The 20,254-nt window shown below is 68.5% G+C and carries 19 protein-coding genes and 1 pseudogene; 13 read left to right on the plus strand and 7 right to left on the minus strand.

Features of this window, described 5'->3' with window-relative positions; all coding sequences use genetic code 11:
- Positions 1-125: 125 nt before the first annotated feature.
- Positions 126-422 carry a hypothetical protein gene (locus MSZK_RS18380; protein ID WP_099250117.1) on the minus strand — a complete coding sequence of 99 codons (297 nt, stop codon included), beginning with the start codon at positions 420-422 and terminating at the stop codon, positions 126-128.
- Positions 423-503: 81 nt separating this feature from the next.
- Entirely contained in the window at positions 504-929 is a 426-nt protein-coding gene (locus MSZK_RS18385; protein WP_099250118.1) for a pyridoxamine 5'-phosphate oxidase family protein, read from the minus strand.
- 142 nt (positions 930-1,071) lie between these two features.
- Between MSZK_RS18385 and MSZK_RS18390 the strand changes: the two genes are divergently transcribed.
- From MSZK_RS18390 to MSZK_RS18420, 7 genes are all read left to right on the plus strand, one after another.
- The gene (locus tag MSZK_RS18390; RefSeq protein ID WP_099250119.1) at positions 1,072-3,426 is read left to right on the plus strand and encodes a Tex family protein; all 2,355 of its coding nucleotides are present in this window, start codon (positions 1,072-1,074) and stop codon (positions 3,424-3,426) included.
- Between the two features lie 426 nt (positions 3,427-3,852).
- The gene (locus MSZK_RS18395) at positions 3,853-4,959 is read left to right on the plus strand and encodes a type III polyketide synthase (RefSeq protein ID WP_099250120.1); all 1,107 of its coding nucleotides are present in this window, start codon (positions 3,853-3,855) and stop codon (positions 4,957-4,959) included.
- Positions 4,960-4,974: 15 nt separating this feature from the next.
- Positions 4,975-5,475, plus strand: coding sequence for an isoprenylcysteine carboxyl methyltransferase family protein (locus MSZK_RS18400; RefSeq protein WP_233211388.1), 501 nt, complete (start codon positions 4,975-4,977; stop codon positions 5,473-5,475).
- A 152-nt stretch (positions 5,476-5,627) separates the two neighbouring features.
- Positions 5,628-6,485 (plus strand): SH3-like domain-containing protein, encoded by an 858-nt coding sequence (locus tag MSZK_RS18405; RefSeq protein WP_099250122.1) that lies wholly within the window; start codon positions 5,628-5,630, stop codon positions 6,483-6,485.
- Positions 6,482-7,201, plus strand: coding sequence for a thiocyanate hydrolase subunit gamma (gene scnC, locus MSZK_RS18410; protein ID WP_099250123.1), 720 nt, complete (start codon positions 6,482-6,484; stop codon positions 7,199-7,201). Before MSZK_RS18405 ends, scnC begins: the two co-directional genes overlap by 4 nt.
- 6 nt (positions 7,202-7,207) lie before the next feature.
- Complete coding sequence (locus MSZK_RS18415) at positions 7,208-7,546, plus strand: thiocyanate hydrolase (protein WP_099250124.1); 339 nt, start codon at positions 7,208-7,210, stop codon at positions 7,544-7,546.
- 163 nt (positions 7,547-7,709) lie between these two features.
- The gene (locus MSZK_RS18420) at positions 7,710-8,543 is read left to right on the plus strand and encodes an acyl-CoA thioesterase domain-containing protein (RefSeq protein ID WP_233211381.1); all 834 of its coding nucleotides are present in this window, start codon (positions 7,710-7,712) and stop codon (positions 8,541-8,543) included.
- A 13-nt stretch (positions 8,544-8,556) separates the two neighbouring features.
- Here the strand turns inward: MSZK_RS18420 and MSZK_RS18425 are convergent, their stop codons facing one another.
- Positions 8,557-10,170, minus strand: a complete 1,614-nt coding sequence (locus tag MSZK_RS18425; protein ID WP_158230601.1) for a carbohydrate-binding domain-containing protein — start codon at positions 10,168-10,170, stop codon at positions 8,557-8,559.
- A 28-nt stretch (positions 10,171-10,198) separates the two neighbouring features.
- On the opposite strand from MSZK_RS18425, the gene MSZK_RS32405 reads away from it, so the two are divergent.
- Both MSZK_RS32405 and MSZK_RS18435 read left to right on the plus strand, forming a co-directional pair.
- A complete protein-coding gene (locus MSZK_RS32405) occupies positions 10,199-10,465 on the plus strand; it encodes a hypothetical protein (RefSeq protein ID WP_158230602.1) in 267 nt (88 codons plus the stop codon).
- A gap of 418 nt (positions 10,466-10,883) precedes the next feature.
- Positions 10,884-11,657 (plus strand): enoyl-CoA hydratase/isomerase family protein, encoded by a 774-nt coding sequence (locus MSZK_RS18435; RefSeq protein WP_099250127.1) that lies wholly within the window; start codon positions 10,884-10,886, stop codon positions 11,655-11,657.
- Between the two features lie 21 nt (positions 11,658-11,678).
- On the opposite strand, the gene MSZK_RS18440 is transcribed toward MSZK_RS18435, so the two are convergent.
- The gene (locus MSZK_RS18440) at positions 11,679-13,535 is read right to left on the minus strand and encodes a fatty acyl-AMP ligase (protein ID WP_099250128.1); all 1,857 of its coding nucleotides are present in this window, start codon (positions 13,533-13,535) and stop codon (positions 11,679-11,681) included.
- A gap of 61 nt (positions 13,536-13,596) precedes the next feature.
- On the opposite strand from MSZK_RS18440, the gene MSZK_RS18445 reads away from it, so the two are divergent.
- On the plus strand, positions 13,597-14,397 hold the full coding sequence (locus tag MSZK_RS18445) for an acyl-CoA thioesterase II (RefSeq protein WP_099250129.1): 801 nt from the start codon (positions 13,597-13,599) through the stop codon (positions 14,395-14,397).
- A 170-nt stretch (positions 14,398-14,567) separates the two neighbouring features.
- Entirely contained in the window at positions 14,568-14,858 is a 291-nt protein-coding gene (locus tag MSZK_RS18450) for a DUF4193 domain-containing protein (protein WP_099250130.1), read from the plus strand.
- 87 nt (positions 14,859-14,945) lie between these two features.
- On the opposite strand, the pseudogene ripD reads toward MSZK_RS18450, so the two are convergent.
- Both ripD and MSZK_RS18460 read right to left on the minus strand, forming a co-directional pair.
- Positions 14,946-15,431, minus strand: a pseudogene (gene ripD, locus MSZK_RS18455) (NlpC/P60 family peptidoglycan-binding protein RipD); the annotation flags it as partial.
- Positions 15,432-15,640: 209 nt separating this feature from the next.
- The gene (locus MSZK_RS18460; RefSeq protein ID WP_099250131.1) at positions 15,641-16,420 is read right to left on the minus strand and encodes a hypothetical protein; all 780 of its coding nucleotides are present in this window, start codon (positions 16,418-16,420) and stop codon (positions 15,641-15,643) included.
- An 83-nt stretch (positions 16,421-16,503) separates the two neighbouring features.
- On the opposite strand from MSZK_RS18460, the gene MSZK_RS18465 reads away from it, so the two are divergent.
- Entirely contained in the window at positions 16,504-17,346 is an 843-nt protein-coding gene (locus MSZK_RS18465) for a formate/nitrite transporter family protein (RefSeq protein ID WP_099250132.1), read from the plus strand.
- Here the strand turns inward: MSZK_RS18465 and MSZK_RS18470 are convergent.
- A complete protein-coding gene (locus MSZK_RS18470) occupies positions 17,327-18,919 on the minus strand; it encodes a PucR family transcriptional regulator ligand-binding domain-containing protein (protein WP_099250133.1) in 1,593 nt (530 codons plus the stop codon). The genes MSZK_RS18465 and MSZK_RS18470 overlap by 20 nt on opposite strands.
- 81 nt (positions 18,920-19,000) lie before the next feature.
- Between MSZK_RS18470 and mmsA the strand changes: the two genes are divergently transcribed.
- A partial coding sequence (gene mmsA / locus MSZK_RS18475; RefSeq protein ID WP_233211383.1) for a CoA-acylating methylmalonate-semialdehyde dehydrogenase occupies positions 19,001-20,254 on the plus strand: 1,254 nt, incomplete at its 3' end.

Here is a 20,254-nt window from a genome sequence, read left to right on the forward strand (position 1 = left end):
GGTCCTCTCGGTTCCCCAAAACGGGCGTACGGGCATCGTCGCACACATCAGGGCACCCTGTGGCCGGGCGAACTGTGTGTACGCCCGGCCTATCGCCCACGCGGGGCCAACCGTTTCGCCGACGCTCAGACCTGGGTGCTCTCCGGCGTGCCGGTGGCGGTGCCGGTGGCCGACCCCTTGACATGGCGGGTGAGGAATCCGATCGATGTGATCGCCGCGGCGGCGCCGATCGCACCCCACACGATGATCGGGAACACCAGCGCGCCGGCGATGACGTCGTAGGTCAACGCCAGGTAGAGCGACCAGACCACCCGGTAGGCGCACCAGAAGGCCAGCAGTCCGGTGCTGATCCCGATCGCCAGGCTGTACCTGCGGTCGACGCGATCGATCTGCTCGGCGATGGCAGTCGGCACGATCTTCATGGGTTCTTCCTTTCCTGACCCGGCGCCGCGGTGGCGTCGGTGCGGACAGTGAAGAACGAGCGATCGGCTACCGATCCCAACTCACTCGGAGAAGTCGGCGCTGATCCAGCGGTCCGGTCGGATGGTGAACAGCGAGCTCACCACCTCCTCCTGCAGCGACCGGGCGAATTCGCGGCCGGCCTCGTCGCCGAGGTAGCGCACCGCGATGGCCTCCCCCACCGCCAGCGGCGTCGGTGTGGTCACGTCCACCACCGAGCCTTCCACCGCCACGTAGCGGTACGGCGGCGCCTCGTCCTGAACCACCAGCGTCACCACGCCGGCCGCCTTGGTCAGCCGCGCCTTGCGGCTGGATTCGCCGGTGGTGAAGCGGATGTTGCCGCCCGGCGTGTAGTCGTACCAGATCGGCACACTGGCTGGAGGCCTGCCGTCGGCAGCGACGGACAGCACGGCGACATGGGTGGCGGCCAGGAATTCCTGCCGCTCGGACTCGGTCAATTCTCTGGGCATACAGCGGCCAACCGTCCCTCGCGCGGAGCTATTCCGGTTGTCCACCTGCCCGCCCGGCCCGAGATCGCCGCGACGGCGGCGCGCACGGGCAACGCCGCGCGGGTTCGTCGGTGTCGGTGCAATCGTTCGGTAGGGTCTCGGCGTGACTTCGCGCCCCACTCTCAAATCCGTAAACGCCCGTCTGGCTGAGGAACTCGCCGTCGCCGAGGCCCAGGTCAGTGCCGCCGTACGGCTGCTGGACGAGGGGGCGACGGTGCCGTTCATCGCCCGATACCGCAAGGAAGTCACCGGCAGCCTCGACGATGGCCAGCTCCGTGACCTCGAGGAGCGGCTGCGCTACCTGCGCGAGCTCGACGAGCGGCGCGACGCCGTCCTGGCCTCGATCGCCGAGCAGGGCAAGCTGACCGACGAGCTGCGGTCCGCGTTGCTCACCGCCGACACCAAATCGCGGGTCGAGGACATCTACCTGCCGTACAAGCCCAAGCGCCGCACCAAGGCGCAGATCGCCCGGGAAGCCGGCCTGGAGCCGCTGGCCGATCTGTTGCTGGCCGACCCGACGGTGAATCCCGAGACCGCCGCAACCGGCTTCCTCACCGCCGACGTCGCCGACGCCGCCGCCGCCCTCGACGGCGCCCGGCACATTCTCGTCGAGCGGGCCGCCGAGGACGCCGAGCTGGTCGGCGCGATTCGGACCAAGTTCTGGGCGGAGGGATCGCTGCGCACCGCCCCGTACTCCGAGGAGGCCGCCAAAAGCCCGGCGGCACAGAAGTTCCGCGACTACTTCGAGTTCGCCGAGGCGCTGGAGAGCATGCCTTCGCACCGGGTGCTCGCCGTCATGCGCGGTGAGAAGGAGCAGGCACTGGCGCTGCGGTTCGACGGCGGCAGCGACGACGCCTACGAGGTGATGGTCGCCCAGGCGCTGGGAGTCGATCTGGCGGCCGGCGCGGCGGCGACGTCGTGGTTGGCCACCACCGTGCGGCTGGCCTGGCGGACCAGGCTGATGATCTCAGGCGCGGTCGACGCGCGGATGCGCTTGCGCCAGCGCGCCGAGGATGACGCGGTCGCAGTGTTCGCCAAGAACCTCAAGGATCTCCTGCTCGCAGCCCCGGCCGGCACGCGCACCACGCTCGGTCTGGATCCGGGCTTTCGCACCGGCGTCAAGGTGGCGGTCGTCGACGGTACCGGCAAGGTGCTCGAGACGTGCGCGATCTTCCCGCATCAGCCTCAGCGGCAATGGGATTCGGCAAAGGCCACGTTGGCCGCGCTGATCGCGCGGCACGGGGTCGAGCTGATCGCGATCGGCAACGGCACGGCCTCCCGGGAGACCGACGCCCTGGCCGCCGAGCTCGTCGCCGACATTCGTGCCGCCGGCGCGCCCGCCCCGGTCACGGCGATGGTCAGCGAGGCCGGCGCGTCGGTGTATTCGGCGTCGGCCTACGCCGCCCGCGAGCTGCCGAACCTGGACGTGACGGTGCGCGGCGCGGTGTCGATCGCGCGGCGCCTGCAGGACCCACTCGCCGAACTGGTGAAGATCGAGCCGAAATCGATCGGGGTCGGCCAGTACCAGCACGACGTCGCCCCCGGCACCCTGGCGCGCAGTCTCGACGCGGTGGTCGAAGACGCCGTCAACGCCGTCGGAGTGGACCTCAACACCGCATCGGTTCCGCTGTTGTCGCGGGTGTCCGGGGTGTCCGAGTCGCTGGCCGAAGCGATCGTCGCCCACCGGGAGTCCACCGGACCGTTCCGCAGCCGGCGCGCGCTGCTGGACGTCGCGCGATTGGGCCCGAAGGCTTTTGAACAGTGCGCGGGGTTCTTGCGGATCCGCGGCGGCGATGACGCCCTGGACGCCTCGGGTGTGCATCCCGAGGCGTACCCGGTGGTCCGGCGAATCCTGGACCGCTCGGGAATCGCGCTGGCGGAGCTGATCGGCAACGAACGCGCCCTGCGATCGCTGCGGGCCGCCGAGTTCGCCGATGACCGGTTCGGCGTGCCCACGGTGACCGACATCCTGGCCGAACTGGAAAAACCCGGACGCGATCCACGGCCGGCCTTTTCCACCGCGACGTTCGCCGCCGGGGTGGAGAAGGTGGCCGATCTCAAGGTCGGCATGGTGCTCGAAGGTGTGGTGACCAACGTCGCGGCGTTCGGCGCGTTCGTCGATGTCGGTGTGCACCAGGACGGCCTGGTGCACGTGTCGGCGATGTCGGACCGATTCGTCTCCGACCCCCACGAGGTGGTGCGCAGCGGCCAGGTGGTCCGGGTCAAGGTCGTCGACGTCGACGTGGACCGGCAGCGGATCGGGCTGAGCCTGCGACTCGGCGACACGCCCAAACGGGACCAGGCCAAGCGTCCTGAGCGCGGTGGCGGCGGCGCGGGCCGGCCGGGTCGCGGCGAACGCCGCCAGGCCACCCGCGGCGGCGACGGTGGCCGGCGCTCGACCGAGGCGGCATCGGGTTCGATGGCGCAGGCGCTGCGCGACGCGGGTTTTGGCAGATAGATATTCGGTGCAGTTGTGGCCCAAGGGATTCGGCCAACGCCCCTCGGATGCAGTCCCGACGGGTCGAGTTGGCCGGGTTGAACCACGGTGCGGCCCAGGACCAGGTGGCAACCCGGGGGTTCCCGGCGGCCAACTGCGCCAGTTTTTTTCATGATCACCTGAGGTGCACGAAATATCCGCCACCGGAGTTCACCGGAATAGCCGACTGCCAGCACGTCGACAGGAATCGGTAAATCTTCTGCCAGAAACCATGGCATTCCTGGGAATTCTCAGTCGCTACTTACGTTGTGCTTCTTAGCTTTTCATAAATCGGCCGCAGCCCCAGGCTTATACCTATCGGCGCCGCGAATTTCACTGTCCTGTGCAAAATTTCACGCAGTGGCCGAATGGGAATTATCTTGCCGGTCCCAATGCGTTACAGCGCCCATGACTGATATCGCATTCTCCCGTTCCCTGAACAAGATTCGTGTCTCCCAACGTGGTGACCCGCGCATCGCGGGCACCGCGGTCGCGTTCACGGACCATCGCTACAACCAGGACGAGGTGGCCGCGGCGCTCACCTCGTTCGCCGAGCCAGGCTTCGCGCGCTTCGCCCGAACCAGCGGCGTCGACCACCGCAACCTCGCCCTGCCGCTGGAGCGCTACCCGGCGCTGAGCGGCTTCACCGAAGCCAATGCCGCCTACCTCGAGGTCGCCACCGAGCTCGGCGAGCAGGCGGTGCGCCGGGCCCTCGACAACGCCCACGTGCGCCCCGAGGAGGTGGACGCCATCATCACCGTGTCGAGCACCGGTGTGGCGGTGCCCACGATCGACGCGAGAATCGCGGCCACGCTCGGGCTGCGACCGGACGTCAAGCGGATTCCGGTGTTCGGTCTCGGGTGTGTGGCCGGCGCCGCCGGGCTGGCCCGGATGCATGATTACCTGCGCGGTTTTCCGGGCCACATCGCCGTGCTGCTGTCGGTCGAGCTGTGCTCGCTGACCCTGCAGCGTGACGACACGTCGATTCCGGCGCTGATCGGCGTCTGCCTGTTCGGTGACGGTGCCGCGGCGGTGGTCGGCGCCGGCGCGGAGCGGGCACCGGCCGGACTCCCCCTGCATCCTGGGCCACGGGTCCTGGCAACGCGCAGCAGGCTGTTTGCCGACACCGTCGACGTCATGGGCTGGAACGTGACCTCCAGCGGATTCCAACTGGTGATGTCGCGCGACGTGCCGAACATGGCCCAGGATCATCTCGGTGAGGAGGTGGACGGGTTCTTGGCCGAGCAGGGGCTGACCGCCGCTGACATCGGCACCTGGGTCTGCCATCCCGGCGGGCCCAAGGTGCTCGACGCGATCACCGATGCCGTCGGCGTGCCGCCGGAAGCGTTGCGGCACAGCTGGCAGTCGATGCGCGACAACGGCAACATCTCCTCGGCCTCGGTGCTCGACGTGCTGGACCGGACCATCGCCGAGGCGCCGGCGCCCGGCTCGCTCGGCATGATGCTGGCGATGGGGCCTGGGTTCAGCTTCGAGCTCCTGCTGCTGGCCTGGTGAGGGAGAGACCCGATGATCTACTACCTGTTCATCCTGGCGATCGGGCTCGAGCGCCTCGTCGAATTGGTCGTCTCGCGCCGCAACGCCCGATGGTCGTTCGCACAGGGCGGCCGGGAATTCGGCCGCGGCCACTACCCGGTGATGGTCGGCATGCACACCCTGCTGCTGGTGTCCTGCGTCGTCGAAGTGGCGACGACACACCGGCCCTTCGTGCCCTGGCTCGGCTGGCCGATGGTCGCCGTCGTGGTGGCCAGCACGGTAGTGCGCTGGTGGTGTGTGTCGGTGCTGGGCAAGCACTGGAATCCACGGCTGATCGTGATCAAGGGCGCACCGCTGGTCCGTCGCGGCCCCTACCGCTGGGTGCATCACCCCAACTACACCGCGGTCGTCGCGGAGGTGGCGGCACTACCGCTGGTGCACTCCGCGTGGGTGACCGCCATCGTATTCAGCATCGCCAACGCGGCGGTGCTCACCGTGCGCATCCACGCCGAGAATGCCGCTCTCGGATATGCGTGAGGTCACCGAAGTGAATTGACTCAGGAGTCAGAATCGGTGGATCGCAACTACTTTCGGTTGCGCGCATCCGCCGATTCCGGCTTCCGGGGGTGTCCTTGGGTGTTAGGTTGTGACTCGCCGAGGTCGTGCACAGCCGCGTCGAGGGGCCTTCCATGAGCACAGCTGCCGAACGCGCCGCCCAACTGGACTTGGTGGCCCGCCTCAAGTCCGCCTATCCGGAGTTGCCGGACGCTCCCACTCCGGACCTGATCGACCACGCCCGGCTCGTCGCGTACCTGAAGCCGGTGCACGACGTCGGCGGCGAGCCGGACGCCCCGATGACGTATGAGAACAAGGATTACGAGTACTGGGAGCACATGACCTACGTGCTCTGCGAGGTCTTGGCCTGGCGTGGCATCTGGCTCTCGGAGGAACGGCGGCGGATCGGCAATGTCGACGTCGGCCGCGCGGTCTATCTGGGGCTGCCCTACTACGGACGCTGGCTGCTGGCGGTGGCCCGGGTGCTGGTCGAGAAGCACCACATCGGGTTGACCGAACTCAGCGAGCGGATGGCGCAGGTGCAGCAGCGCTACGCCGGCGGGTTGGCCGGCACCCCGTTACGGGCGCAACCCCGGTTCGCCGGCGACGGGGCCGGCGTCGCGCGCAACAGCCACCACATCCATGCGGTCGGCAAGGGCGACCCGCAGGTGTATGCGGGCATGGCCGGCGCGCCCCGGTTCCAGGTCGGCGACACCGTCGTGGTGCGGGAACTGCCGGTGCTGTTCTACACCCGCACCCCGGAATACGTCCGGGGCGCCACCGGGGTGATCGATGCGGTGGCCTACGAAAGCCCGGCGGCCGAGGACGAGACCTGGGACCGCCCTGATGCCACCCCAGAATGGTTCTACGTCGTCCGGTTCACCATGGCGCAGCTGTGGCACGGCTACACCGGCACCGACACCGACAGTTTGCGCACCGAGATTCCCGAGCGCTGGCTGGCGCCGGCCCCGTCGAGGAGCGGACGGACATGACCGAACACGACCACCATGACCATGACCATGACCATGACCGCACCGTCAAACCGATGGTCGACGAGATCACCGATTTCGAGGTGCTGGAGATCGCACTGCGCGAATTGTGCATCGAGAAAGGCATTTTCACCGCCGAGGAGCATCGCCGGTTCACCGAGTTCGCCGAGCAGATCGGCCCCACGCCGGCCGCCCGCCTGGTGGCCCGAGCATGGCTGGATCCCGACTTCAAGCGGCTCGCCCTGGCCGAACCGATGACCGCCAGCAAGGAGGTCGGCGTCGACTGGCTGGAACCGACCGGGTTCGGAACGCCCAGCGATTTCACCGCGTTCGCGATCCTCGAGGACACCCCGGCCGTGCATCACGTGATCGTCTGCGCGCTGTGCTCCTGCTATCCGCGACCCATCCTGGGCAACTCCCCCGAGTGGTACCGCACGCCGAACTACCGCCGCCGGCTGGTGCGCTGGCCGCGGCAGGTACTCGCCGAGTTCGGTCTCTACCTGACCGACGACATCGAAGTCCGGGTCCAGGACTCCAACCAGAAGCACCGCTTCATGGTCATGCCGATGCGCCCGCCCGGCACCGACGGGTGGACCGAGGACCAGCTCAGCGAGATCGTCACCCGCGACTGCCTGATCGGCGTCGCGTTACCGCGGCCCGGAGTGACCACCAACGTCATCACCGACACCCGCCCCGCGATGCATCCGTCAGGGCAGTGAACGACCATGACCGAACCCGGCACGCTGCGTCAGATCGTCGAACGTAACCAGGTGTGGTCGGTGATGGCCGCCAAATACGGCGTGCAGAACCCGGTGCCGCCGTGGAAGTCCAGCCTCGACGGCCTGTGTGACGCCCTCGACCACGCCCCGGCCGAGGCCGATGTGCCGACGTTCCAGGAACGGCGCGACGAGGAAGACGCCCTGTCGGCCACCGTCTATGCCGCCCTCCCCTATCCGGAAAGCCAGCTGGTGTCGCTCGCGCATTCGCTGCTGGCCCGCGGGATCATCACCGAAGACGAACTGCGGCAACGACTTTCCCTCGTGCGAGCCCGGCTGGAATCCTGACTCCAACCGCCGTGTCCCCCAATCGGTGGACACCGCAATCATCCGATGTTGCGTCTGATCGGTGGACACTGTGTGCCGCCGTCGAGGGTCATAGTTGCCTGGTGAGCCGTCAAGCAAGCGGCGGCTCCCCCAAAACCTAAGGACGGCAACGGTGAACAGCAGCATGGATCTCACGGAACGCACGGCAGCGGCCGCCAGCGCGATCGGCATCCGCCCCGCCTATTTCATCCAGCAGACCAACGGGAGTTTCCGGCCGACGGCGTCGGCCGCGGCCTCCTGGACCGACGGCGTTCTCAGCGGCCAGGCGATCGCCGGGTTGGCGGCCTCCACGCTGGAGCGCAAGTACGGCGCCGTCGGCTACCTGCCCGCCCGGCTGACCCTGGACCTGCTCAAACCGGCCCGGGCCGTCCCCACCCACACCCAGACCCGGCTGATCCGGCAGGGACACCGGATGCGGACCGCGGAGTGCGACATCATCCAGGACGACTGGATCGTGGCTCGTGCGACGCTGCTGCAGTACCGCCAGTCGCACACCAGCGCCGACGAGCAGTGGAGATCCGCGGTGAGCGTCATCGCGCGGGACACCGCGGACAGTCCGGCCCTGCACGTGGACGACGACGGCACCGGCTGGAGCCCGATGGGCGTGCGGCACGAGAACACCGGCCGCAAGCGCGCGTACTACGGCGGCCTGGATGCGGTCGCCGGCGTGCCGGCCACGCCCTTCGTCCGGGCGGCCGTCGTCGCCGAGGCTGCCGCCAATCTGGTGACCGACCTGGGCGCCGACGCCGTCGGCTACATCAACGGTGACCTGACGGTCGCGCTGGCGCGGCTGCCGCGAGGGGTGTTCATCGGGGTACAGGCCGACACCCACTTCACCGAGAACGGGGTGTCGGTGGGTAGCGCGACGCTCTTCGACGACGACGGTGCGTTCGGCAGCAGCATGGTCACCGCGATGGCCCACCCGGCGGCCCGGATGGACCTCCGCGGCCGCGGCTAGGCGGGACTCCCCGCTACGAGCCGTCCCAGTTGGCCAGCACCCGCAGTTTCGACCACGGGATGTCGGTCATGTCGTAGTAGTCCCAGTCCAGGCCGGCGTTGGAATACACCGCACCAGGGTTGGTCGACGTCGCGTCCGGGGCGACCTCGAAGATGAACGCCATCCTCGCCCCGCCCTGGTCGCCGACGTAGGCGCCGTAGGTCTGCAGGGTCTTGGCGATCACCTTCTCGGCCGCCGAGATACCCGGGATCGCGTCGACGTTGATCGACGGATCCAGCTGGATGCGGGTGCCCTCCGGGATCGGAACCGCCACCCCGGCCATGTTGACGCCATCGGACTTGGTGGCCGGGCCGGTGAACAGGGCGCTCGCAAGGTCACTGGAGATGAACAGCGCGTGATTGACACCGGTGTTGGCCGCGACCGCCGCGCTGAACTCCGCGGTGGTGATCACCCCGGCGTAGCGCGCGATGTTCGTCCCGGTCGCCGAGCCGGACGTGTCGACGCCGTTGCCATTGAGGTCGGTGATGCCGCCCCACGCGGCCGACCAGGTGTCGGTGGCGCTGTCGTAGCTGGCCTGCCACAGCCCGTAGGCCTTGCCGGTGGTCGGGTCCAGGATCGCGATCTGCCGATCCGCGCCTCCCGGCAGGTTCAGCCCGACCGGAATGGCCACCGTGTAGGAGCCCATGGGATCGCTGCCCCACGGCTCGGTGAAGGTCACGTCGTAGCGCGGTGTCGAGGCGGTGGCCTGGACCAGGGTCACTCCGTAGTCGTAAAGGTCAGCCACCCGCTTGGCGTTGGCCGCCGACAGGTAGCTGACCCAGGTGGCACTGTTCGCGGCGATCACCGGGTTGGCGACGATCGGCTTCCACAACCAGTCGGCAGCCTGAAAGTACGGCGGCGTCTGCGTCGTGGACGAGGCCGGCACGACCGTGATCTTGTCGATGCGCAGGTTGCGGTCGCGGTTGGCCGACTGCCGCAGATCGTTGGTGAACGAGACGCTGATGGTGTGCGTCCCGGCGGACAGCGACACCGGAATCGTGTAGTCCGCCCACGTCGTCGAGGTGACCTGCGTGGTGGCCACCACGACGCCGTCGACGGACACCGCCATCACCGGTGCGCCGTTGTACTGATCGCCGCGGGCGCGGATCAATAGCCCGGTGCTGGCCGCCAGCGACACCGTCTTGCTGGCCGTCCCGTTTGTCGACAACAGCAGGGCCTTGCGGCCGGAGGCCGCGGTGTCGTTGAACATGCTGCCCGCGCCGCCTGGCGTCACCGTCATCGACTCGCCCTCGATGGTGACGGTCGTGGTGCCGGTGGTCCCGGTGGCCGACGTGCCGGTCCCTGCGGTGGCGGCGGGCTTGGTGTACGAGGGCAGGCCGAGCAGTGACTCGAACTCCTTGCGGGCAACCGCCAGTAACGAGGTCAGCATCTGGGTGACCGAGGGCAGGAGCGGCGGATTGACCTTCTGCACAAGGGATTCGAGTGTCGACCGGGCCGCGGTGATGACCGCGCCGACCGAGGCGGCCGCAGTGCCGGTACTCCTCGCTGCCGAGACGGTCTGGGTGGCGGCGCCCTGCACCGGGGTGGCGGCCGCGGCGGCCTGCGCCGGCACGGCGGGGCTGCTCACGGTCTTATCGGGTGCGACGCTGCCGCGGGTGGTCGGACGGCTGGTGGCCACGGGTTTTGTGGTGACGGTCGACGGCGAGGCCGGCCGTGCTCCGGAGTTGTGCGAATTTGACCGGGGCTTGCTTCGCGGCGACGACGACGCTCCGGCGGAAGCATGCCGGGCCGAGCGTGCCTGCGAGGAGTCGCTGCTCGACGACGAATCGGCTCCGGTGGTGTCGGCGTGGGCGACGGCGGCCCCCAGCATCGCCGACCCGATCCCGAATGCCACAGCCAACGCGCCGATGCGGCCGATGTGAGGGGCGAGCGCGGCACCGGGGGCATTGCATTTCGCGGAAGCTACCGGGCTGAACGAATACGGCGGAAAGTCTGTGATCGCCATGCGTCATCCCCCATTCCGGCCGTCGGGCGCGCCGCTTCGCAGTGCGAAAGGTCTTGCCCGTCACGACTTCTGTTGTCGCAAGCGAAAATTACCAACTCCCGGCCCGCTCGTCTCGCTGTTCATCAGAACGAATACCGGCTTTTCTTTGCGGTAATCTCGAGATATTTGCCAGCGCGATCTAAGCGACAATTCACCAAACTGAGATATACGCATCAAGCTGGAAAACGATCGCGTAAATGCAAATCCAGCAAACAAAACATGCGTCACAGCGATAGTGAGATGTTCTTCCGGTCGAGACCGGTTCATCGCCGCGGCCGGCTCATTAGAGTGCAGCAATGAGCCTCGTCACCTACGAACTCGACGACCATGTAGCCACCATCACCCTCAATCGCCCTGAGGCGCGCAACGCCATCAACGGCCCGCTGCGCCAGGAGCTCAACGCCGCCTGGGACCGCTTCCGCGACGAGGAAGAGGCGTGGGTGGGAGTCCTGACCGCAACGGGCGACGTCTTCTGTGCGGGCGGTGACCTCAAGGACGGCGAGGGCTCGGTGGGCACCTTCGGCGGCACGTTCTGGGAGAAACCGACCATCAACAGCTTCGAATCGGGCATGGAGCTGTTCAAGCCCACGATCGCCGCCGTGCATGGACCGTGCGTCGGCTACGGCCTCACCGGAGTGTTGTTCTGTGACTTCGTGATCGCGTCGACCGAGGCCAGCTTCAGCTATCCCGAAGTGACACTGGGCGTTCCGACCATCGTGGGTGCCATCCGGCTGCCCCATCGCGTCGGCTGGGCCAACGCCATGGAGTTGCTGTTGACCGGCAAACCGATCAGCGCCGAGCGCGCCAAAGAGATCGGTCTGGTGTGGAAGCTGGTCGAGCCCGAGGACCTGCAGGCGCAGGCCCAGTCGTGGGCGCACACCCTCGCCGAGGCCGCGCCGCTTGCTGCGCGGGCCACCAAGGAGGTGGCCTGGCGCACCGCCGATATGGGCTGGATCGAATCGGTGCGCTTCGGTGAGGTGATGCGCAAGGTGGCCGGCGCCACCGAGGACGTCACCGAAGGTCTGCAGGCCTGGCAGGAAAAGCGCAGGCCGCAGTGGAGAGGGCGCTGAGCTGCCCGGCCCCGGCAGCGGTCAGTGCGCGCCCAACACGCCGGCGAGGTATTCGGCGCGGCAGGCCCGCCGGGCCAGTTTGCCGCTGGTGGTGCGAGGGATGGCGCCGGCAGGCAGTAGGCGTACGTCGGCAGCCTCGACCCCGTGGCGCGCACACACCGCCGAGCGGATCGCCTCGATCGCGGCCGCCGGATCGCTCCGGCTGGTCCCCGCCGCCCGCTCGGCGATGACGACCAGCGCATCCGGGCCGTGTTCGGTTGACATGCCGGGGATTTCGCCGGCCGGTACCGAGAACGCCGCGACATAGCCGCGGCGCACGATCGCCGAGGCATCCGCGGCGGTCTTTTCGATGTCCTGCGGGTAGAACGTTGCGCCGCGCACCGTCACCAGGTCGGCGAGCCGGCCGGTGACATACAGCTCGCCGGCCAGGTAGCAGCCGAGATCGCCGGTGCGCAGCCAGTCGGCATCGGCCGGCACGCCCTCGGCGTAACTGCCGGTGGGCAGCCGGCGCCCGAGCCGGGCGCCGAAGGCCTGCCGGCTCTCCTGCGGCTGACCCCAGTAACCCCGGCCGATGTTGTCGCCGTGCAGCCAGATCTCACCGATGTGACCGTCGGGCAGTTCGTCGCCGGCGTCCGGGTCGACCATCACCGCCCACTGGCTGCGGGCCACCTGCCCGCATGACACCTGCGTCACGGTGCTGCCGGTATCGCCGGTTACTTCGACGGCGAACCCGGCCGCGAGCCGATCGCGGTCCAGCCGGGTGACCGTGGGGGTTGCGGTGGGGGCTATGGTCGCGACGAACAGGGTGGCCTCGGCGATCCCGTAGGACGGCTTGAACGCGGTCGGCGGCAGTCCGTACGGGGCGAACGCCTCGGTGAAGGTGGTGATCGCCTCGGCGCTGACCGGTTCGGAACCGATGATCATCACCACATTCGCGAGGTCGATGTCCTCACCCGGGTCCGGCCGGCCGCGCTGTGCGGTCCACTCGTAGGCGAAATTGGGTGCCGCGGTGACGACGTGGCCCTGGCGGGAGCCGTCGGACATGGCCCGGATCCAGCGTTGCGGCCTGCGGACGAAGGCGGTCGGCGACAGCAGGGTGGAATGGCCGCCGTACACCGTCGGGAAGCCGATCATCGACAGGCCCATGTCGTGGTAGAGCGGTAACCAGCTGACGCCGTGGGTGTTTCGGTCCAGCAGGTCGATCGACAAGATCATCTGGATCAGATTGGTTCCGACCGCGCGGTGGGTGATCTCCACCCCCACCGGCGGGCGGGTCGCGCCCGAGGTGTACTGCAGGTGCGAGATGTCGTCGACGTCGATCGGCGTCGGGACGAACTCGCAGGCCGCCGAATCCGGGATCTCGTCGATCACGAGCACCGTGGGCCTGCGGTTGGACGGCAGCTTGTCCAGGAAGCCGCGGACCCCGGCGACGGCGGCCGCGGTGGTGAGCACCGTGGTTGGCTGCGAGTCGGCCAGCGCGGTGTCGAGACGCTCGGCGTGACCGGGTAACTCGGGAGCGAACAGTGGCACCGCGATGGTCCCGGCCTTGATGGCGGCGAAGAAGCCGGCGACATAGTCGAGCCCCTGGGGGGCCAGCACCGCCACCCGGTCACCCCGGTCGGCGCCGCGCTGGATGTGTGCCCCGATGGCCTGCAGCCGGGTGCCGAGCTGAGCCCAGGTCAGTTCGACGACGTCCGGTTCGGCCGCCCGACTGTAGTCGAGGTAGCGGTATGCCACGGCGTCGCCGATATGGGCGACATTTCGCTCGATCAACGAGATCAGCGTGACCCCGGGCGGCAGGACGACGCCACCGGCGCCGTCCAGACAGTCCTCGATCCGGAGCAGGCCGGCGGGAGCGTCGATGTGGCCGCGATCCATGACGGCAGTCTAGGCAGCTATCGTGAGGTCGATTTCGACCACGATCAACCGCGGGGAGAGCATGCCGAGCTGGATTGCCGATCTGGTCCGGCTCGACCTCGACGGACCCCTCGACGGCGGCGGTCAGCGGTTCCGCGCGTCGGCCACCTACGGTGCGGGTCCGCGACTGTTCGGCGGGCTGATCGCCGCGCAGGCGCTGGCCGCGGCGGCCGCCACCGTCGAATCCACCCGGGTGCCCCAGTCGTTGCACGCCTACTTCATCAAGGGCGGCCGGATCGGCATCGACGTGGAATTGCGCGTCGAGATCACTCGCGACGGCCGGTCGTTCAACACTCGCCGGGTCACCGCGGTGCAGGACGGGGCGGCGATCTTCGAGATGATGGTGTCGTTTCACCAGCCGGAGATCACCACCGACTGGCAACGGGCGCAGCCGCCCGCGGTCGCCTTCGCCGACGCGACGACTCTCACATCCCTGCCTGTCGAGTGGGCCGATCACTTCGACATCCGGATCGCCCCGCCCGACGGCGAGATCGACTGGCCGACGCAGCCGTTCTGGTTCCGCACCCGCGAGCCGGTCGAGGACGATCCGGTGCTGCGCGCCTGCGTGCTGACGTTCATCTCCGACCTGGGCTTGGTGTCCTCGGCCCGGCCTCCTGGCCCGGCCATGCCGGGGCCGGGCGGGGCCGCCAGCCTCGACCACGCGCTGTGGTTGCACCGGCCGAGCGATCCCCATGACTGGCATCTCTACGACGCGGTCGCGGTGAGTCACAGCGACGCGCGGGGCTTGGCACGCGGCTCAATTCACCGCGACGACGGTACCCTGATCGCCAGCGTCGCCCAGGAATCGCTCTGGCGAATCTGACCCGCTTACCGGCTCGTCCGGCATCGGTGATTCGCAGGCCATGGCCAGTCCGGGGCGCCCACTCTGTCAGCCCGAAACAACGGTGTTTAGCCGAGACCGGCTAGGGGAACAAACTCGCATTCGGCCGCGTTGACGCGACGTCGAGTGCGGAAGAACGAAAGGCACGGACTATGACGGTTGATTATGACGCCCCTCGCCGTACCCAGGCCGAGCCTGAGGAGGAATCCCTCGAGGACCTGGCGGGCCGGCGCAAGGACACGGCGACGGCCGTGATCGATGTGGACGAAGCGGAAGCCGCTGACTCGTTCGAGCTCCCCGGCGCCGATCTGTCCGACGAGGAATTGACGGTGCGGGTGATCCCGAAGCAGGCCGACGAGTTCACCTGCACCAGCTGCTTTCTCGTCCACCACCGCAGTCGGCTGGCCGACGCGGCAAGCATGACCTGTACCGACTGCGCCTGACGCAAACGGCCGGCCAGGTCGTATCGCGGAGGCAATATGCCTGTGCGACAACGACTCTGGCCGGCTGTTGCGTGCGATCAGTTAGGCGATGACCCGGACCAGGTAGGGCGCCATGTCCTTGGTGCGTACCGGGGACACCGCCACCACCGTGTCGGTGACCTCGAGCATCTGCTGGTTGCCCAGGAACATCGCGACGCTTTGAGTTCCTTCCGGCCCATAGAAGATCAAATCGCCGGGCAGTGCCTGGTCGGCGGTGACGTGCTGGCCGACCTTGTACATGTCGCCCGAGGACCGCGGCAGCTTGGCGCCGACGCCGGCGTAGATGTACTGGATCAGGCCCGAGGAATCGAATCCCATCACCGCGGCACTCTCACCTTTACCCAGCGTGGGTCCGTTGATGTCGCCGCCGGCCCAGGCGTAGGGCACGCCGCGTTGGGCGAGTCCACGCTGGATCACCATATTCACGTACTGATCCCGGCTGACCGGCGCCGCGGTTGCCACCGGGGCCAGCAGCCCGGGAATCGCGAACAGCATCACCAAGCCGATCGCGAGGGCATACAAGCGCTTCCTCATCATCTCCATCTCCACCTTCCGGGCACCCCTGGGCAAAACTCCGTCCCGTTAACAGAGGTCACTTCTGTAACTTCTACAGCAAATGGCGGACAGTCGCTGACCAGCACTTCGCGCTGACCAGGGGTTTTAGTCAAACCGTGATGTAACGGTGTCCGAAGTGGTGTGCATCCTTGCCCGATCGGTTGCGATCGCCGGTGGCGCCAGCAACCTCAGCGCCGTCGGTCGCGCACCCGGTAGGTCGACGGCCAGGACTTGCGGGAGTCGTCCCCGGTGAGCGCCATGCCCATCCCGCCGACCTTGACGTCGTAGGCCTCTTTGCCGGCGCCCACTTCGCGGTTGGCGTGCTCCTGCGCCAGGTAGTACAGCTCGTCGATGGCCGCCTCGCTGTACGCGACGAACGACGTCTCGCGCACCGCGTCGTCGCCGGGGGTCATCGAGTCGGGCAGGATGCGCGACGCGAGCGCGGCCAGTCCCAGCAAGGCGAACGGAATCACCCAGTAGCACAGGAACGACAACGGAGTCCTGGTGTCGAGGATGGTCGCGTCGCCCTGCACGATCGGCGGGATCGCCGACGACACCGTCATCGCCGCGAACGCAGCGACCCAGATCCAGGTCAGCACCGAGGTGATCCCGGCGAACAGCTCGCTGCGCACCACCTCGTCGGGGCGACCGGCCGCGGCGAACTCCCGAACGAACGGCTTACCGATCAGCGCACCCGTCAGCGCGATGAGGAAGATCCCGGCATTGCTCAGCGGCTGCATCCAGCGCTCCATGAACGCCTCGCTGGTCACGACGGTCAGCACAGCCAGCACGAAGAACGTTGCGACAGCGCCGATTTCGAATGTCAGACCGGGCGCCTTCCTGGCCCGGCCGATGGCGAGGCCGAGCACGGCGATCCCGAGGGCGACCAGGACCGCGGTCTCGAACGGGACGTTGCCGACCAGAACCCAATAGACGATCCACGGCGCGAAGCCCACCAGAATGCCCATGGTGCGCCAGTATATGGGCGCACGTTGAGCGACTGCCCAGCGGCGCTCCGTGTCGGCGTCGCCGCGCACGGGTACCCCCAACCGTGAGTTCGACGAGGCAGCAGCGCCAACTGGGCGAGTCCGACAGTCCCATCGAGGACGAACTGGAAGCGGCGTTCAACCGCATGGTGGACGAGGGCAGCCAGCGCCTGCACCGCACCTGGCGAGAAGTGCTGGTCACCGGATTCTTCGGTGGCACCGAGGTGGCGATGGGCGTGCTCGCCTATCTCGCGGTGCTGCACGAGACCGGTGACCAGCTGCTGGCCGGCGTGGCGTTCTCGATCGGCTTCCTGGCGCTGTTGCTGGGCCGCAGCGAACTGTTCACCGAGGGCTTCCTGGTCCCGGTCACCACCGTGGTCGCCAAGCGGGCCAGCCCCGGGCAGCTCGCCAAATTGTGGAGCGGCACGCTGGCGGCCAACCTGGTCGGCGGCTGGGTGATCATGGCGCTGATCGTCGCGGCGTTCCCGAAGCTGCGCGAGCAGACCATCGAGTCGGCGCAGCATTACGCCACCGCCGGTCTGTCGGTGCAGAGCCTGGCGCTGGCCGTGCTCGGCGGCATGGTGATCACGTTGATGACGCGCATGCAGCACGGCACCGACTCGGTCCCCGGCAAGATCGCCGCGGCCGTGGCGGGCGCCTTCCTGCTGGCCGGATTACAGCTGTTCCATTCGATCCTGGACTCGCTGTTGATCTTCGGGGCGCTGTCCACCGGTGTGGCGCCGTTCGGCTACCTCGATTGGCTCGGCTGGTTCTGGTACACGCTGATCGGCAACATCGTCGGCGGATTGGTGCTGGTGACCTTGCTGCGGTTGTTGCGCAGCAAGGAGCGGCTCAAGGACGAGCGGCGCAACGCCGAAACGCCGGGTCCTACTCCCCCGCCGGATTGAGGATCAGCATCGCCACATGCAGCGATGTTCGGGACTCGGCGTCGTCGAGATCGAGCCCGATGATGCGCGCCAGGGCCTCCAGCCGCGAGTAGAGCGTCGGCCGCGACATGTGCAGCGTCCTGGCCAGTTCGGCCTTGTTGCCGCCGGCGTCCAGAAATCGCCGCAACAGATCGAACGCCTCGTCGCCGTGCTTGGCGCGGTGCGCCAACAGCCCCGCCAGTTCGGTCTCGGCGAAGGCCTGCACCTGCGGGTCGGAGCGGATCAGGGACAGCAACCCGCGCAGCCGCACATCCGAGGCGCGATGAAACGGTTTGTCGTGCACCGGCATCGACATGGCGACCTCGGCGACATGGCCGGCCTCGCGCAGGCCGCCGACCGCATCGACCAGACGGCTGGACTCCGGCCCCACGCCGATCGTGGCGTCGTCCACCCCGTCGAGGCGGAGCACGGCGCGCCGGATCGCCGAGCACACCTCGTCCAGGATCAGCTCCGGGGAACTGGCCGGCCCGCTGGAACGCTGCGGCGCCAGTACCAGGTCGACCTGGCCGTCATCTCGGGTGGCGGCCAGGCCGGTGTGGCCGGCGGCGCGCACCGTGTGCATGATCGCGTCCAGCGTGCGCACCCGCCGCTGTGCCACCGCGACCTGGTCAGCCCCCGTGCTCTCGCGTAGCCGGACTGCCATCGGCAGGTAGGTCAGTGCCGGGCGCAGCCCCAGCGCGTGGGCGCGCGCGGTGGCCTCGGCCTCGTCGGTGATGCGGCCGCGGCGCAGATCGTCGACGAGCCCGCTCTGGGCGCGCAGTTCCAGCGAGCTGCGGTTCTGCTCGACCATCCGGTGCAGGGCCAGCGCCTGAGCGGCTCGCTCCAACGTCATCACCGCCCGCCCGTCGGCGGTGAGCCGCGGGGCGATCAAACGGCCCCATTCCTCCCGGTAGGGGCCGACCGGGCAGGCCGTCCAGGTGTCGCCGGTGGTCAGCCGGGAGCGTCGCTCCCAGTCCGCGAGCAGCTCGGTGGCCGGCACGCCGCGCGCATCGAAGGCCAGCACCTGCCGGTTGAGACCCTCCAGCACCACCGGGGTGTCCAGCATCTCGGCGGCGGCGCTCACGATCTGGTCGACGGAGGCGCGGCGCATGCTGAGCGCGGTGAACTCCTCGTGCACCCGCTGTCCGTAGGCCACCTCGGCGTACTGGTCGGCGACGATCCGCCGGTGCACCTCCTCGGTGATGTCGATGAAGCGCACCGGCCGGTGCAGCACGACCACTGGCAGGGCCAGGTCGGTACCGATCCGGCGGACCGACTCGTCGAGCGCGTCGATGTGCAGGCCGAGCTCGACCACCACCCCGGCGGCCCCGGCCGCGGCCAAGCCGGGCAGGTAGGCCTCGCGCCGGGCCGGATCGGCCAGCGCCTGACCCGTGGTCAGAACGAGTTCCCCGCCGGTCAACAGGCCGGACAGGTCGGCCAGGTCGCTGACGTGTACCCAGCGCACCGGCCGGTCCATCGGTCCGGGGCAGACCACCTGGGGTTCGCCCGCGCGGATCGAGGGCAGGCGGAGGATGTCGGACAGCGTGAGCTGCATTTACATAGTGTAAGACAATGATGCCAATTGCTTACAAATCGTCGGTCCTGGCGGAGGGATCGCGCACGCAGAATCGCAGGTATGACTCTCACCGCGCCCAGCACCCGCGTCCGCACCATCGCCCACTGGGCCGGTGGCAAGCCGTTCGCCGGCAGCAGTGACCGCACCGCGCCCGTGACCAACCCGGCGACCGGCCAGGTCACCGGGCAGGTCGCGCTGGCCGACGTCGACGACGCCCGCGCGGTCATCGACGCCGCCGTCGCGGCGTTCCCGGCCTGGCGCGACACGTCGCTGGCCAAGCGGACCTCGGTGCTCTTCGCATTCCGTGAATTGCTCAACGCGCGTAAGGAGGAGCTGGCCGCGCTCATCACCGCCGAACACGGCAAGGTGCTCTCCGATGCCCTCGGCGAGGTCAGCCGCGGCCAGGAGGTCGTCGAATTCGCTTGCGGCATCTCGCATCTGCTCAAGGGCGGGATGACCGAGAACGCCTCGACCAACGTCGACGTCGCCTCAATCCGCCAGCCACTGGGACCGGTCGCGGTGATCAGCCCGTTCAACTTCCCCGCCATGGTGCCGATGTGGTTCTTCCCCATCGCGATCGCCGCGGGCAACACCGTGGTGCTCAAGCCCTCTGAGAAGGACCCGTCGGCCGCGCTGTGGATCGCCGACCTGTGGGCGCAGGCCGGTCTGCCCGCCGGTGTGTTCAACGTCTTGCAGGGCGACAAGGTCGCCGTCGACGAACTGCTGACCAACAAGCACATCAAGGCGGTGTCGTTCGTCGGCTCCACCCCGATCGCCCAGTACGTCTACTCGACCGGAACCCTGCACGGCAAGCGTGTCCAGGCCCTGGGTGGTGCCAAGAACCACGCGGTGATCCTGCCCGACGCCGACCTGGACCTGGCCGCCGACGCGATGGTCAACGCCGGCTTCGGCTCGGCCGGCGAGCGCTGCATGGCGATCTCGGCGGCGGTGGCCGTCGGGCCGATCGCCGACGAGCTGGTCGCCAAGATCGCCGAGCGCACCGCGACGCTGAAGACCGGCGACGGCACCCGCAACTCGGACATGGGCCCGCTGGTGACCAAGGCCCACCGCGACAAGGTGGCCTCCTACATCGATGCCGGCGAAGCCGCGGGCGCCACGATCGTCGTGGACGGCAGGCAGGTCGTCGCGGACGGTGGCGAGGACGGCTTCTGGCTCGGCCCGACCCTGATCGACAACGTCACCCCGGAGATGAGCGTCTACACCGACGAGATCTTCGGGCCGGTGCTGTCGGTGCTGCGGGTCGACAGCTATGACGACGCATTGGAGCTGATCAACTCCAACCCGTACGGCAAC

Origin of the sequence: Mycobacterium sp. shizuoka-1, from assembly GCF_002723835.1 — a bacterium.
In the GTDB taxonomy this organism is placed as follows: Bacteria; Actinomycetota; Actinomycetes; order Mycobacteriales; family Mycobacteriaceae; genus Mycobacterium.

Coding starts and splice junctions, on each gene's coding strand:
- MSZK_RS18385 (WP_099250118.1), bottom strand. CDS start 929: ATGCCCAGAGAATTGACCGAGTCCGAGCGGCAGGAATTCCTGGCCGCC.
- MSZK_RS18470 (WP_099250133.1), bottom strand. CDS start 18,919: ATGCAGCTCACGCTGTCCGACATCCTCCGCCTGCCCTCGATCCGCGCG.
- MSZK_RS18460 (WP_099250131.1), bottom strand. CDS start 16,420: ATGGGCATTCTGGTGGGCTTCGCGCCGTGGATCGTCTATTGGGTTCTG.
- MSZK_RS18435 (WP_099250127.1), top strand. CDS start 10,884: ATGAGCCTCGTCACCTACGAACTCGACGACCATGTAGCCACCATCACC.
- MSZK_RS18415 (WP_099250124.1), top strand. CDS start 7,208: ATGACCGAACCCGGCACGCTGCGTCAGATCGTCGAACGTAACCAGGTG.
- MSZK_RS18395 (WP_099250120.1), top strand. CDS start 3,853: ATGACTGATATCGCATTCTCCCGTTCCCTGAACAAGATTCGTGTCTCC.
- MSZK_RS18445 (WP_099250129.1), top strand. CDS start 13,597: ATGCCGAGCTGGATTGCCGATCTGGTCCGGCTCGACCTCGACGGACCC.
- MSZK_RS18450 (WP_099250130.1), top strand. CDS start 14,568: ATGACGGTTGATTATGACGCCCCTCGCCGTACCCAGGCCGAGCCTGAG.
- scnC (WP_099250123.1), top strand. CDS start 6,482: ATGACCGAACACGACCACCATGACCATGACCATGACCATGACCGCACC.
- MSZK_RS18440 (WP_099250128.1), bottom strand. CDS start 13,535: ATGGATCGCGGCCACATCGACGCTCCCGCCGGCCTGCTCCGGATCGAG.
- MSZK_RS18380 (WP_099250117.1), bottom strand. CDS start 422: ATGAAGATCGTGCCGACTGCCATCGCCGAGCAGATCGATCGCGTCGAC.
- MSZK_RS18405 (WP_099250122.1), top strand. CDS start 5,628: ATGAGCACAGCTGCCGAACGCGCCGCCCAACTGGACTTGGTGGCCCGC.
- MSZK_RS18420 (WP_233211381.1), top strand. CDS start 7,710: ATGGATCTCACGGAACGCACGGCAGCGGCCGCCAGCGCGATCGGCATC.